The sequence below is a fragment of the Lysinibacillus sp. COL-1 genome (assembly GCF_059814265.1).
Map to the genome: position 1 here is coordinate 264,859 of NZ_JCAWSJ010000004.1, position 13,558 is coordinate 278,416.

18 protein-coding genes are annotated in these 13,558 nt (G+C 39.0%); 10 read left to right on the top strand and 8 right to left on the bottom strand.

From position 1 onward, the window contains the following. Positions 1-26 precede the first annotated feature (26 nt). Both AC6BKE_RS09660 and AC6BKE_RS09665 read left to right on the top strand, forming a co-directional pair. On the top strand, positions 27-1,055 hold the full coding sequence (locus tag AC6BKE_RS09660; RefSeq protein WP_499856696.1) for an ABC transporter permease: 1,029 nt from the start codon (positions 27-29) through the stop codon (positions 1,053-1,055). Further along, on the top strand, positions 1,048-1,842 hold the full coding sequence (locus AC6BKE_RS09665) for an ABC transporter ATP-binding protein (RefSeq protein WP_036117422.1): 795 nt from the start codon (positions 1,048-1,050) through the stop codon (positions 1,840-1,842). Before AC6BKE_RS09660 ends, AC6BKE_RS09665 begins: the two co-directional genes overlap by 8 nt. Before the next feature lie 511 nt (positions 1,843-2,353). Here AC6BKE_RS09665 and ilvA read toward each other — a convergent pair. After that, a complete protein-coding gene (gene ilvA / locus AC6BKE_RS09670; protein ID WP_340812537.1) occupies positions 2,354-3,616 on the bottom strand; it encodes a threonine ammonia-lyase IlvA in 1,263 nt (420 codons plus the stop codon). 267 nt (positions 3,617-3,883) lie between these two features. Between ilvA and AC6BKE_RS09675 the strand changes: the two genes are divergently transcribed. Further along, complete coding sequence (locus AC6BKE_RS09675) at positions 3,884-4,627, top strand: TerC family protein (protein WP_036117400.1); 744 nt, start codon at positions 3,884-3,886, stop codon at positions 4,625-4,627. 447 nt (positions 4,628-5,074) lie between these two features. Here the strand turns inward: AC6BKE_RS09675 and bshB2 are convergent, their stop codons facing one another. The 4 genes from bshB2 to thiD form a co-directional block, all read right to left on the bottom strand. Further along, positions 5,075-5,764, bottom strand: a complete 690-nt coding sequence (bshB2, locus tag AC6BKE_RS09680) for a bacillithiol biosynthesis deacetylase BshB2 (RefSeq protein WP_036117397.1) — start codon at positions 5,762-5,764, stop codon at positions 5,075-5,077. A 13-nt stretch (positions 5,765-5,777) separates the two neighbouring features. Beyond that, complete coding sequence (locus tag AC6BKE_RS09685) at positions 5,778-6,128, bottom strand: YojF family protein (protein WP_036117395.1); 351 nt, start codon at positions 6,126-6,128, stop codon at positions 5,778-5,780. A gap of 549 nt (positions 6,129-6,677) precedes the next feature. Beyond that, positions 6,678-6,959 carry a hypothetical protein gene (locus AC6BKE_RS09690; protein ID WP_058844322.1) on the bottom strand — a complete coding sequence of 94 codons (282 nt, stop codon included), beginning with the start codon at positions 6,957-6,959 and terminating at the stop codon, positions 6,678-6,680. A 162-nt stretch (positions 6,960-7,121) separates the two neighbouring features. Next, the gene (gene thiD, locus AC6BKE_RS09695; protein WP_340812538.1) at positions 7,122-7,952 is read right to left on the bottom strand and encodes a bifunctional hydroxymethylpyrimidine kinase/phosphomethylpyrimidine kinase; all 831 of its coding nucleotides are present in this window, start codon (positions 7,950-7,952) and stop codon (positions 7,122-7,124) included. A 175-nt stretch (positions 7,953-8,127) separates the two neighbouring features. On the opposite strand from thiD, the gene AC6BKE_RS09700 reads away from it, so the two are divergent. The 5 genes from AC6BKE_RS09700 (at position 8,128) to AC6BKE_RS09720 (ending at position 11,069) form a co-directional block, all read left to right on the top strand. Next, on the top strand, positions 8,128-8,805 hold the full coding sequence (locus tag AC6BKE_RS09700) for a uracil-DNA glycosylase (RefSeq protein WP_036117389.1): 678 nt from the start codon (positions 8,128-8,130) through the stop codon (positions 8,803-8,805). Positions 8,806-8,880: 75 nt separating this feature from the next. Beyond that, complete coding sequence (locus tag AC6BKE_RS09705; protein WP_036117386.1) at positions 8,881-9,060, top strand: hypothetical protein; 180 nt, start codon at positions 8,881-8,883, stop codon at positions 9,058-9,060. Continuing rightward, positions 9,057-9,323 carry a YwdI family protein gene (locus AC6BKE_RS09710; protein WP_036117384.1) on the top strand — a complete coding sequence of 89 codons (267 nt, stop codon included), beginning with the start codon at positions 9,057-9,059 and terminating at the stop codon, positions 9,321-9,323. The genes AC6BKE_RS09705 and AC6BKE_RS09710 overlap by 4 nt, the downstream gene beginning before the upstream one ends. 26 nt (positions 9,324-9,349) lie before the next feature. Beyond that, the gene (locus tag AC6BKE_RS09715; RefSeq protein ID WP_499856699.1) at positions 9,350-9,730 is read left to right on the top strand and encodes a DUF423 domain-containing protein; all 381 of its coding nucleotides are present in this window, start codon (positions 9,350-9,352) and stop codon (positions 9,728-9,730) included. 163 nt (positions 9,731-9,893) lie between these two features. Further along, a complete protein-coding gene (locus AC6BKE_RS09720; protein WP_036117381.1) occupies positions 9,894-11,069 on the top strand; it encodes a M20 family metallopeptidase in 1,176 nt (391 codons plus the stop codon). 83 nt (positions 11,070-11,152) lie between these two features. Here the strand turns inward: AC6BKE_RS09720 and gerQ are convergent, their stop codons facing one another. Then, entirely contained in the window at positions 11,153-11,488 is a 336-nt protein-coding gene (gene gerQ / locus AC6BKE_RS09725; RefSeq protein WP_004227629.1) for a spore coat protein GerQ, read from the bottom strand. Between the two features lie 22 nt (positions 11,489-11,510). Further along, the gene (locus tag AC6BKE_RS09730) at positions 11,511-11,936 is read right to left on the bottom strand and encodes a cell wall hydrolase (protein WP_036117377.1); all 426 of its coding nucleotides are present in this window, start codon (positions 11,934-11,936) and stop codon (positions 11,511-11,513) included. Positions 11,937-12,182: 246 nt separating this feature from the next. On the opposite strand from AC6BKE_RS09730, the gene AC6BKE_RS09735 reads away from it, so the two are divergent. After that, on the top strand, positions 12,183-12,353 hold the full coding sequence (locus tag AC6BKE_RS09735) for a hypothetical protein (RefSeq protein WP_170829838.1): 171 nt from the start codon (positions 12,183-12,185) through the stop codon (positions 12,351-12,353). A 142-nt stretch (positions 12,354-12,495) separates the two neighbouring features. Next, positions 12,496-12,678, top strand: a complete 183-nt coding sequence (locus tag AC6BKE_RS09740; RefSeq protein ID WP_036117367.1) for a hypothetical protein — start codon at positions 12,496-12,498, stop codon at positions 12,676-12,678. Positions 12,679-12,720: 42 nt separating this feature from the next. Here AC6BKE_RS09740 and hemQ read toward each other — a convergent pair whose 3' ends face one another. Then, positions 12,721-13,470 carry a hydrogen peroxide-dependent heme synthase gene (gene hemQ, locus AC6BKE_RS09745; RefSeq protein ID WP_036117365.1) on the bottom strand — a complete coding sequence of 250 codons (750 nt, stop codon included), beginning with the start codon at positions 13,468-13,470 and terminating at the stop codon, positions 12,721-12,723. Positions 13,471-13,558 lie beyond the last annotated feature (88 nt).

Genomic DNA, 13,558 nt, shown 5'->3' on the forward strand with positions numbered 1-13,558 from the left:
AAAAAGATTTAGGAGATGATTCAACGATGTTTTTAGCATTATTTGGCGCAGTGGAGCAAGGAATCATCTATGCAATTATGGCACTTGGTGTATATTTAACGTTTCGGGTGTTAGATTTTCCGGATTTAACGGTTGATGGAAGCTTTGTAACAGGGGCGGCAACTGCAGCAACAATGATTTTGCTTGGCTACTCCCCAATCTTAGCGACTTTAGTGGCAATTGTTGCTGGATTTATTGCTGGATGTATGACAGGAATTCTTCACACGAAAGGAAAGATTAATCCACTATTATCAGGGATTTTAATGATGATTGCGTTATACTCGATTAACCTGCGCATCATGGGGTTAACTGCAGAAAATACGATAGGTCGCCCGAATATTCCACTATTAAACTCAGAAACGATTTTTTCAAAGTTTCAAGCATTTTGGAGTGATTTAGGGATCGATGCTGCTCTCAATAACCTATTAAAAGGCATGGGCTTTCAGCATGTACCAAATACATGGAGTGTGCTGATAGTCGTATTAATCATCACGATTTTAATTAAGTTAATAGCAGACTGGTTCTTGAAGACTGAGGTCGGGCTAGCTATCCGAGCAACTGGTGATAATAAACGAATGATTCGTAGCTTCTCTGCAAATACAGATACACTTATCATTTTAGGGCTTGGACTTTCCAATGCGCTTGTCGCATTTTCTGGAGCTTTAATCGCACAATATTCGAAGTTCTCCGATGTTAGTATGGGGATTGGTATGATTGTCATCGGTCTTGCATCGGTTATTATTGGTGAAGCCATTTTTGGGACAAAGACCATTATCCGTACAACTTTTGCAGTCATTGCAGGAGCTATCATTTACCGTATGATTTTAGCATTAGCATTACGTGTAGATTTCCTTGATTCAGGAGATATGAAATTAATTACGGCTATCATCGTTATTTTGGCGCTGATCTTACCACAATTTATCAATAAGAGTAAGGAACGTAAACGTAAGGCGAAGCGTGCTGCAGAGCTGTCACGAGTAAAAACAGTAGAGCAAGGAGGAAAAGGTCTTGCTTAAATTACATGGTATTAATAAGGTGTTTAATGAAGGAACACCAGATGAAAAAATTGCACTAGCAGAGATTAATCTACACTTAAAGCCAGGTGATTTTGTGACAATCATTGGTAGTAACGGTGCAGGGAAATCAACGATGATGAATATGATTTCAGGCGCCTTAACACCTGATTTTGGCACAGTTTCTATTGATGGTAATGATGTCACGAATTTGCCTGAATATAAACGCTCTCAATACATTGGTCGTGTGTTCCAAGACCCAATGGCGGGAACAGCTCCTACGATGACAATTGAAGAAAACTTAGCACTGGCCTATTCACGAAATAAGGGTAGAGGACTGCACATCGGTGTGGACAAAAAGCGTCGTACCTTGTTCAAAGAATCATTAGAAATGCTTGGTTTAAATCTGGAAGATCGGCTTTCTGCAAAAGTAGGCTTACTTTCAGGTGGGGAACGGCAAGCATTGTCACTGTTAATGGCTACTTTCACAAAGCCCTCTATTTTATTGCTGGATGAGCATACGGCTGCACTTGATCCATCACGTGCAGAATTAATTACCCGTATTACGAAGTATTTAGTTGAAAAAGATCAGTTAACGACATTAATGGTAACGCACAATATGCAACAAGCTTTGGATTTAGGGAATCGTCTTATTATGATGGACAAAGGCCAAATTATTTTAGAGGTTGCTGAAGACCGTAAGCATGAATTAACGATCCCAGATTTAATGGCCGAATTTGAACGCATTCGTGGGGAAAAAATGAATTCAGACCGCGCTTTATTAGGTTAATGACAAAACGCTCATACACTTGTATGGGCATTTTTTATAGTGTTAAAAAATCCATCAATAGCATTTTTGTCAATGGTGAAAATGAATGTCCGTTGCAGGCTACTTGATTTCCTGTGGGGGGAATGCCGATCTATCCCACGGGAGTCAAGTAGCCTTCCACTCCAACCCATAAATTGAGCAAAGGGGTTCACTACTGTTAGTATGAAAGAAAATGAAAAGACACATTTGCAGAATAGTTGATTGGAGTGGAGCCAGCGTCACTCCTAGGGGATTTAGCGTCATATAGGAGAAGCTGGAGCGAGTGAAGCGGGGCTATCGGAAGCTGGCGGAACGGAGATTAACCCCTCGCATTGCCAGAATGTCACTTTCCGCAGGTGATATTATTTTTTTCAACAATATATATAACGCTCATGCACTAGTTTGAATGTTTTTTATTTAGGGTAATAAAAACGATTGATAAACTTTATCACAATAAAAAAGTCTCACTTGCTGAGAAGTGAGACTCTTCATTTTAAACGAGTAAGCCAAATAGTTGAATGTCGTTGTTTACTTCTTTGTATTTGAAGCCGAATTCATCCATTCGTGCAAGCAGCCCTTCATAATCCGCTTGATCGCCAAGCTCAATACCAACGAGGGCAGGACCACTTTCTTTATTGTTTTTCTTTGTGTATTCAAAGGTAGTAATATCGTCGTTAGGTCCTACAACGCTTGTGAGGAATTGACGTAATGCCCCTGCGCGCTGAGGGAAGCTGACGATGAAGTAGTAAAGTAAGCCTTCGTGAATAAGCGACTTTTCTTTAATCTCCTGCATCCGTCCAATATCATTATTACCACCGCTAATAATGACCACGACTGATTTCCCTTTAATTTCTTCTTTATAAAAATCAAGAGCTGCCACTGATAGTGCCCCAGCAGGCTCGGCAATAATGGCATGTTTATTATATAGATCTAAAATCGTTGTACAAACTTTGCCTTCTGGTACAAGAATAATGTCGTCTAAATAGCGGCGACAAACATCATAAGTGTGATGGCCGACGCATTTTACGGCAGCGCCATCGACGAATTTATCAATCCAATTAAGAGCCACAGCGCCCCCTTCAGCAAAAGCAGCTTTCATACTGCCAGCACCAGCGGGCTCTACGCCAATAATTTTAGTAGAAGGGGAGAGGTTTTTAACGTAGGCAGAAACGCCAGACATTAAGCCGCCACCACCAATACTGCCAAAGACGTAGTCGATTGGCTCCTCCATGTCATTCATAATTTCTACTGCAACAGTTCCTTGACCAGCAATGACATCGAAATCATCGAATGGATGGATGAATATTTTATCGTGTTCTTCGCAATAGCTTAAGGCGCTTTCAGCAGAGTCATCGAACGTATCGCCTGCTAAAATAATCTCTACAAATTCGCGCCCAAACATTCGCACTTGGTCTATTTTTTGCTTTGGTGTTGTTTGAGGCATAAAAATGCTAGCCTGGATTTTTAATTGAGCACAGGCATAAGCTACACCTTGTGCATGATTGCCTGCGCTTGCACAGACAACACCAGCGTTGCGTGCTTCTTCCTCGATTTTTTTAATTTTATAATAGGCACCTCGGAGCTTGAATGAGCGCACATGTTGTAAATCTTCGCGTTTAAAGTAAATAGTAGCTCCGTATTTCTCGGATAAATAATCGTTTTTTTGTAGTGGTGTATGGACAACTACATCTTTTAAAAAATGATGTGCAATCAGGACATTCTCCACTTGCACGGTTCTAGTATCAGCAACTTCCATAGTATTCATCCTCCGTTATACGTTTAAAACATTTATCTATGATAGCACACTTTATTTGCTTTTGGTGGTTAATTTTTAGTAAATTCTAAATTTTCCGTGTCTATTTTATGATGTAAGCGTTTTATCGAATAAATGATGCCTCGAGCAATTGCTGAAACGTTACTTTTGGGACAAAAAGCATTTGCTGAATCAGGATAAATACAATTCTCATAACAAAAATGGTCAAGCATATACTAGATTAGCTGAGGACAAGTAGGAGGGTAAGTAGTGGAAATCATTCAAGGAATTTTATCTACATATTGGCAATTTTTTGATTGGGCGATGTGGCAGGAAGTATTAATGGACCCTGTATCCTGGGGGCTAATATCCTCATTAATTATTATAGAAGGGCTACTGTCGGCGGATAATGCACTTGTATTGGCAGTTCTTGTTAAACATTTACCAGATAAACAACGAAAGCGGGCATTAATGTACGGTATGCTAGGTGCCTATTTTTTTAGATTTTTATTTATTGGTATAGGTGTTTATCTTGTGGAATTTTGGTTTATTAAAGTGTTAGGTGCATTATATTTAGGCTGGCTCTGTGTAGCTCATTTTCTTCAAATTGGGAATGAGGATAGCGTGAAGGAAGTGAAAAAATCAGGATGGATGGTGCGACTCTTTGGAACCTTTTGGGCCACCGTCATTTCTGTCGAGCTAATGGATATTGCATTTTCGATCGACTCTATCTTTGCAGCCTTTGCCATATCAGATCAAGTGTGGGTACTTTTAATTGGGGGGATGTTAGGCATATTAATGATGAGGACAATTGCAGGTGTGTTTTTAATCATTATCGAAAAAATTCCAGAGCTTGAAGCAACGGCCTTTATTATAATAGGTGTTATTGGCTTAAAAATGCTAGTGAGTGTTGTTAATATTCATATCCCGCATTACTTATTCTTCCTATTCTTGGTGATTGCTTTTTCCATCACAATCATTGTGCATATGATGAAGAGGGTAAGAGCTGCCTAATTAAAAAGTACTGTTCTCCAAAAATGAGAACAGTACTTTTCTTATTGCTGAAAAACAGTCAATTGACAGACAGAAATGGATTTCCGTTGCAGGCTACTTGCTTTCCTGTGGGCGAGCGTCGAGCTGTCCCACCGGAGTCAAGTAGCCTTCCACTCCAATCCACAAAAGTGTTACCTTTTTAGCAAAGATTTTCAAATAAAGTAAAGGTGTTCACTACTCTTTTATGAGATGTTGTCACTCATCACTTCTCTACATTGAAAATAAAAGCTTATCCCCTCTAAGAATAAAGGTAATGGGCGATTGGATCGCTATGCTACTACGAAAAAAAGTAAAGACACTTTGCAGAATGGTTGATTGGAGTGGAGCGGCACATCAGGGCGTTGGCGGAACGGAAATCAACCTCTCACCTTGCAAAGTTGCTTTTTCTGCCATTGACATCATCTTTTTTTATTTTACATATTTATCTGGGTCAACAATATAAAACTTTTCAACATTTAGCCAGCTTTCACTCATTGGTTCACCATCATCAATGCGCTTTTCAGTTTCCTGCATCATCCAACCAGTTTGGGATGAATGGGCTTGTAATGCTTTTAATTTGTCCATTTTCATTTCAGAAATATCATAGACAACATGTGGATCACCATTTTTTTCAATTGTATCATTGGCAAAGGCACAGCCTAATACTTGTGGTCGGGCAGCCTTAGGCATTCGACGAACAGCTTCAACTACAGCACGTGCTGTGGCTTCGTGGTCTGGATGGACAGCAAAGTCAGGTAAGAACGTGAAGATTAATGAAGGCATTAGCTCTTCGATTAACCCTTCAACTATTTTTACCATTTTCTCATCGTCTTCAAATTCGATTGTTTTATCTCGTAAACCTAGCATACGTAAATCTTGAATACCCATTGCCTCTGCTGCTGCTACCAATTCTTTGCGGCGGATTTCAGGCAAAGATTCGCGTGTTGCAAAGGGTGGATTACCTAAATTACGTCCCATTTCGCCTAATGTTAAACAGGCATATGTAACAGGTGTATTCATCTTCTTTGTATAGTAGGCGATTGTCCCAGCAACTGAAAAAGCTTCATCATCTGGGTGAGGGTACACAATTAAAATATGACGTTGTGGTTGTAAATTCAAATAGTCGTCCCCCTTAGTAAGTAAATGGCGTTTCGCTAATTTCAAGCGCAATCGCCAGTTTCCCTGAGTAGTCTAGTCCAGCCATTAATAAACGGCCTAAATCATCTAATTCAAAATGTGTAATGCCTTGTGCATAAACCCAGCCGTGAGGTAATTTTAAACCAACACGATGCGGTGCATGATCTACCACTTTAGCAAGCTCATAATTAATCTTAGCATTGCGAATAAAAGCACCTGCATTAAAGAATTTTTCATCATAGTGTGCTGCATAAGATCCATTTGTCGTCTCAAGATGAATATAAACGTCTTTGTTGGCGAAAGAATTCAGCAATTCCTGTAACGTCTCTACCTGTACTTCTTGCATCTTAACACTCCTCTCGATCATTTCTCCTTTTAGTATAGTAAAAAAAATTCGCAAAGGGAAATTGATTGCATTGTTATGACAATTTAATGACTCATGAAAAAATGAATCATTATCTATAATTCTATGATAAGTATTTAAGCAATATTCTTGAAAAAATTATTGTAATGTATCAATATAGGGAGTGTGAAAATAGTATGTACAAAATGTGTCGTTCTGTATTGTATCCGTTTTCACATCCGAAAAGATATTGCAACCATGACTTCTTCCTAATTCGTGTGTGTAGACAGCCCCGCCTGTTGAAGGGAGTATTATTTTAGTAATAACGGATTCTATCTTGGTACAATAGATGACGTTCCTTAGACAGGTGAAACAGGGTAGCTGTGAAAAGAGGAAGAAAAGTGAAGCTCATTATCATAGTATAGTAAAAAACCGCGATTCTCTTTTATGACGGAGAGTCGCGGTTTTTTGTCTTGATTCAGCAAATGTTTTTTTATACCAAAAGCGAAGCGTCCTATAAAGAGACTACCTCATCTATTGGTTATGTATTTATTAGTATCGATTAAGCTTTCGTTCGATTGTATCTAAACGGTTGTTGACATTTTGTAACTGTTTAAACATTTGCTTCATATAAAGATTTTGATCTTGTGTTTCAGTTGTTTTGGCTTGTGCCAATTCTTCCTCCTCCTGCAGAGCTAATATTGTGGCAAGGGTGGATAATGAGTAACCAAGTGTTAATATAATGGAAGCAATTACTTCAACTTTTGAAGAGGTGATTTCTCCAGCTAGTAAACCTGATTCTTCCGTTAAGTCCTCTGCCTTGTTTTTTTTCATCTTTTCCCCTCCCATACAGCTAATATATGGGATATGTAGCCCTAACGTATCTTGTCCACTTTTTATCTTTAGCAAGCAAATGATTCATCATGAACAGAGTGTTTACCATTGGTAATTTTTAAAAAGGATGTCTCCAAAATTCTTTGAGACATCCTTTCTATGTTAAATTTCAGTTACTGTTACTGGAGGAGCACCAAAGCGAGATTTCGCTCCATGCATGACTGGTCCTACATATTCATTTAGCGCCCAGCCATGGGCAATGGCAGCAGATACAAATTCTTTCGCTTCAATGACAGAATCTTTAATAGAAAGACCGTTAGCAAGGTTGGCTGTTACAGAAGCTGCAAATGTACAACCAGCGCCATGATTATAAGTAGACGCGACCTTTTCCGATTCTAATAAGAAGAATGTTTCACCGTCGAAGAAAAGGTCTGTTGCTTTTTCAGTAGCTAATGCTTTTCCACCTTTAATGACAACAGCCTTAGCCCCTAGTTCGTGAATTTTACGAGCAGCAATTTTCATGTCGTCAATGTTTTTTGGTGTACCTGTGCCAGCTAATTGTCCTGCTTCAAAAAGGTTTGGTGTTGTTATAGTTGCTAGTGGTAGAAGATGTTGCACCATAGCATCAGTATTTCCAGGATTCAGTACTTCATCGTCACCTTTACATACCATAACAGGGTCGATGACAACATTTGAAGTGCCAGATTTTGCGATAGCTTCTCCAGCGATACGAATAATCTCTTCTGTTGAAAGCATTCCTGTCTTAATGGCATCAATACCTGTTGAAAGGGCGGTATCAATTTGTTTTTGAAGAAGCTTTGTTGGCAATGGTGTGACGTTATGTGTCCAGCCATTCGGATCCATTGTTACGACTACTGTTAAAGCCAACATCCCATATGTACCGTGCTCCTGGAATGTTTTCAGGTCAGCTTGCATACCTGCGCCACCTGATGTATCTGAACCAGCAATTGTTAATGTTTTTTTTAGAGTCATCTGAAAGATCTCCTTTAGCATTGAGAGTTGTAAAATTACCATCTAGTATAATCCGAAACTGATTCTATAAAAATAGTCAGAATATGATATTTATATATGGTCAGTTCGAACTGATGCTTGAATTCATGTTTGATTTTTTGTACCGTTGTAAGAAGAGAAAGGGGCTTAAAGAACGATGAAACAAGTATTCCCGAATGATTGGCAAGAAATACTCGCAGAAGAATTGAAAAAACCATACTATCACAAACTACGTCAATTTGTAGCAAATGAATATTCGACGCAAATGATTTATCCACCAATGACTGATGTGATGAATGCCTTTTATACAACAGCTTACCATGATGTAAAGGTTGTTATTTTAGGACAAGATCCTTATCACGGTCCGAATCAAGCACATGGCTTAAGCTTTTCCGTTAAACCAGGTATTCCACATCCACCAAGCTTGCGAAACATGTTGCAAGAGCTGCAAGATGATTTAGGCTGTCCTATTCCTCCAAATGGAACATTAACAAAATGGGCAGAGCAAGGTGTTATGCTTTTAAATACTGTGCTTACTGTTCGAGCAGGACAGGCTCATTCTCATAAAGATCAAGGGTGGGAGCAATTTACCGACGCTGTTATCGACCAATTAGCAGCAAGGGAAGAGCCGCTAATTTTTGTACTGTGGGGTAAACCAGCACAGCGTAAAAAGCAATTGATACGTAAATATAAAACACCACATGTTATACTCGAAGCGCCACATCCGAGTCCACTCAGTGCTTACCGAGGATTCTTTGGTAGTAAACCTTATTCAAAAATTAATCAACAATTGGTGGAATGGGGCAAACAGCCAATTGATTGGTGTCTAGTATAGATTGGCACAAATCGTTTTCTTTATACACTTTATAAATCATGATACAGTTAATATAGAAGAAAGTGTGGGACAATAATGAAGGTGAATTGTTTCAAGTGTCAATTTTTCAAAGTAACCTGGGACCCTCAAACGCCACGAGCCTGTGCAGCATATGGCTTTAAAACAAAGCAAATACCATCCGTTGTCGTGAAGCAATCTTCAGGCATGGAGTGTTTAAAATTTGTACCAAAAATAGAAGGGGGGAGAATGTCATGATTCCTTATCAAGCCGTGATACAGCAACTTGAAAAACAATTATCTGGCGCAAAAAATGCAGGAAATGATCAGCAAATTCGCGAGGCACTTACAGCTATTCGAGCATTATGTGATGTGGTATTAGATTCTCCAAACGATACGCCAGCCATCACAACACCTAAGCATATACCTCAAATGCTTGTGTCTGAGTCAAAACAAGCAACTTTATACACATCAAAAATTGAAGAAGATGGAGCAAATGGTGACTCCATTTTTGATTTTTAATCCATTTAAAAGGTAGGGTACGAGAAATGAAAAGATTCATCGTGACAGGTGCTCTTCATGGCCTATTAGCAGTGGCATTGGGTGCATTTGGTGCACATGCGTTAAAGGAAATATTAGATGAATATAGCCGAGGAATTTGGGAGACTGCTGTTCAATATCAAATGTTTCATGCAACAGGGCTGCTGGTCATTGGTCTATTAATGAGCTCTAAACTATTAGGTGAAGTAAAGCAATTAAATGTAGCAGGTATTTTCTTTAATCTGGGCATTGTGTTCTTCTCAGGTAGCTTATATGTACTGGCGATAAGTGGAATTAAAGTATTGGGTGCCATTACACCAATTGGTGGCGTCCTACTCTTAGCTGGATGGTTACTCATTATTTTATCTGCTTTAAAACATGCTCGCTAATTTAAAGTTAAGACTCTCTTACATTATTTGTAGGAGAGTTTTTTTGTTATAAACGAATTTTTTACGTTGGCGATTTAAATCCTATTCATTTTGTAAGAATTTATAGTACACTACTATTATTACTTGCAATATTTCGAAAATACAAAAAGAGAGGTTATGTAGTATGGAAAAACTATTTGCATTAATAGATGGGTACTATAATGAAATGGTAGGGATTCGTCGTCATTTACATGAATACCCTGAATTATCCTTTGAGGAAGTGGAGACGCCAGCCTATATAGCTGCTTTTCATAGAGAATTGGGTCATGAGGTTCGTGAAGGAGTAGGGGGACGTGGCGTAGTAGCTATATTATGTAGCGGAAAACCTGGTAAGACAGTAGCATTACGTGCTGATTTTGATGCATTAGCGATACAAGAGGAAAATGATGTACCTTATAAATCTAAAGTAGCTGGAAAAATGCATGCATGTGGACATGATGGTCATACAGCAACATTGCTTGGGCTAGCTAAAGCACTCAATGCGATGAAGGATGAAATAACAGGCAATGTGGTGTTTATTCACCAGCATGCAGAGGAAGTAGCACCAGGTGGCGCAAAGCCGATGATAGAGGATGGTTGTTTAGATGGCGTAGATGTTATTTTTGGTACGCACTTATGGGCGCCTACACCACTAGGAGAAATTTTAGTGAAGGATGGAGCCATTATGGCAGCTGCGGATAAAGTAGAAATCACGGTTCAAGGGAAAGGCGGTCATGGCGCAGAGCCGCATCATTCCATCGATGCTGTTACCCTTGCCTCACAATTTGTGGTCAATGCTCAACAACTTGTTTCAAGACGCATTGATCCATTAAAATCAGCTGTTTTAACAATTGGTCATTTGGAGGCTATTAATCCGTTTAATGTGATTGCGGATCGAGTGATTTTAGCAGGAACAATTCGTACCTTTGAAGAAGAAGTACGTTCACAAATGGAGCAGGAACTAGAAGCAGTTTTAAATGCGACATGTCTGGCATTTGGGGCAAGCTATGAATATCGTTATACAAGAGGTTATCCGCCTGTATATAACCATCAAAAAGAAACAGAGTTTGTAGCACAGTTGGCGTCTACTGTTCCAGGTGTGGAGCAAGTAATAACATGTCCACCGTTTATGATTGGGGAAGATTTTGCCTATTATTTAGAAAAGGTACCGGGTACTTTCTTCTTCACAGGTGCTAAAAAGCCGGAATGGGAAACTGCCTATCCACATCATCATGCACGCTTTGATTTTGATGAACGTGCCATGCTAATAGCTGCGAAAACTTTAGGGAAAGCAACTTTAACGTATCTAAAAGAGCACTAAATATAGTGAATGATAAAAATCCGCCTACACTCATCGACTTTTGTCAGTGAGCGTATAGCGGATTTTTACATTACAAGATGGCATTATGGATTTTGATTAAAGTAAGCCATTTCCTCATCGTATTCAGCAAAATCGAAATAAATCATAGGGAATAGGAAGCGATGATTGGATTTTAGTTCACGAATAATGACATGATCACGACCAGCGGCTTCTACCACACCACGAACAGTTTTTGTATTTTTTCCCTGTTCCACAGCATGTTCGAAAGAAAAATGGAAGGTAGCTGGTTTTCCGCGATTCAAACGTAAAATATTTTCTATATAGGACTCCTCACGACCAGGTGGTCGTCCGCTCGGAAGAGTGACTGGAGGAGGAGTCATTTGTTGTTGCGTTGTTGGTGTCCAATAATAAGGCATCATCAATTATCAACCTACTTTCTTTTTAAATTTGAGGACAATCTTGTTCAGATGGCGAGAAAAAGCAATGAGATTTGAATCTGCCAGTATTCCATTGACCATACCATTGTGCGGGACAATCCCCCGCTGGCATGAAAAACCACAAGGAGCGAGTAGCTGGATGAAATCTTTCCCCTTGAATCACCCTTTTCGCTAAACGAATGTCTTGTTCACGGGCCCGCTGATAAAAATAACCCTTTTGTGTTGCTTCAAAGCCTCCCGGACGCTGATAAACCATTTGCTCAATCGTTCGAATATCACCAAAATCTAAACAGTCACCTCTTACACGATTAACGCCAACATTCCCAACCATCAGCATGCCTAGCTCTCCTTCACCTTCTGCTTCGGCACGCATTAGCCTTGCTAGTAGGGCAGTCTGTGCATCATTCGTCTTGATAACAGCGATTTTCATACCTCCTCGCAGACAGTATATGCACGAGGGTATTGTAGACATGTTCAATTTTGATAAGAAAGACAATCACACATTAAAGTTACTATGCATATAGTAATCATAACGATAAGTGCCTAGAAAATAATTGAAAACGCTACAAGATCCGATAGTCTTTTAGTCAAAACGGGTAAATAGAAAAAGATAGAATTAGGGGAATGTGAGATGGATGATTTGCATGTGTATTCAATACATGTGAGGTGAGTACTTATGGAAATTGGAGTTTGGTTTGGAATTTTATTAAGTGCGGTACTGGCTTTTCTATTGGGCGAGTTTTATGGACAGCCGCTCCATTGGTATCTCTTTATTGTCATAATTGTAATCGGTTTTTTTATTCAAACTGTTATTTTGATTTTAAAAGTAAAGGACGAACACTCTTGAGGAAGTATGCAAAAATTGAATGGATGAATGAACAAAGTGTCATCGCAGAGAGATGGCACTTTTTTATATTACAAGTATATTAAAGATAGAGCGAGACATACTAAAAGTGACTTTATTTTTGCTTTCAAGAAGGAGCGTTTTCATGCGTATTTTTAGTATGTTTGTAGCCATTATCATCAGTGCTTTTTTAGCAGTTGGGATAGCAGAATACTATCATCAACCATATAATTGGTATTTAGTTTTTCTCATGGTTCTTACTGGGTTCTTTATTCACATCATTATTTTAATATTTGAATCTGAGAATGCTGAAGAAAACGAAATTTAAAAATGCGAGTCCGTTGTGGAGGACTCGCATTTTCTATGTGTATTAAACAGTTAAGAACTTAACTAATTTATCGTTATCAAGTAGGTTTCCGACGAAGAATGCACCGAACTCACCATAGCGAGCAGACACTTCATCAAAGCGCATTTCATATACTAATTTTTTGAATTGTAATACATCGTCTGCGAATAGTGTTACGCCCCATTCGTGATCATCGAAGCCTACTGAGCCAGTAATAATTTGTTTCACTTTACCTGCATAGCCACGACCAATCATTCCATGAGAACGCATTAATGATTTACGCTCATCCATTGATAGCATGTACCAGTTATCGTTGCCTTGACGGCGTTTATCCATTGGGTAGAAGCATACATATTTGGCACGTGGAAGTTCTGGGTATAAACGTGCACGTACATGTGGGTTTTGGTAAGGATCCTCATTTGATTCGCCAGCTAAATAGTTTGAAAGCTCCACAACAGATACATAAGAATATGTAGGAATTGTAAAATCAGCAATTGCTAATTTATTGAATTCTGCTTCAATCTCTTGTAGTTCATCCATTGTTTCACGCAATGTCATAACCATAAAGTCAGCTTTTTGACCCACGATAGCATAAAAGGCATGAGCGCCTGTTTTAGCGATATCTGCTTCGTTCAATTTTTCTAAATAAGCAATAAATTCCTCTATTGCTGCTTGACGTTCTTCTGCAGAAACAAGTTTCCAAGAAGCCCAGTCGATTGAGCGGAAATCATGTAAAGCGTACCATCCATCTAATGTAATTGCTGCTTCATTCATTATTGAAACACTCCTTTATAAGTGAATACCATTCAAAATTAGTTTATCATAGTTTGTACAAAATCCCTAAGTTCATGACAGTAATTCA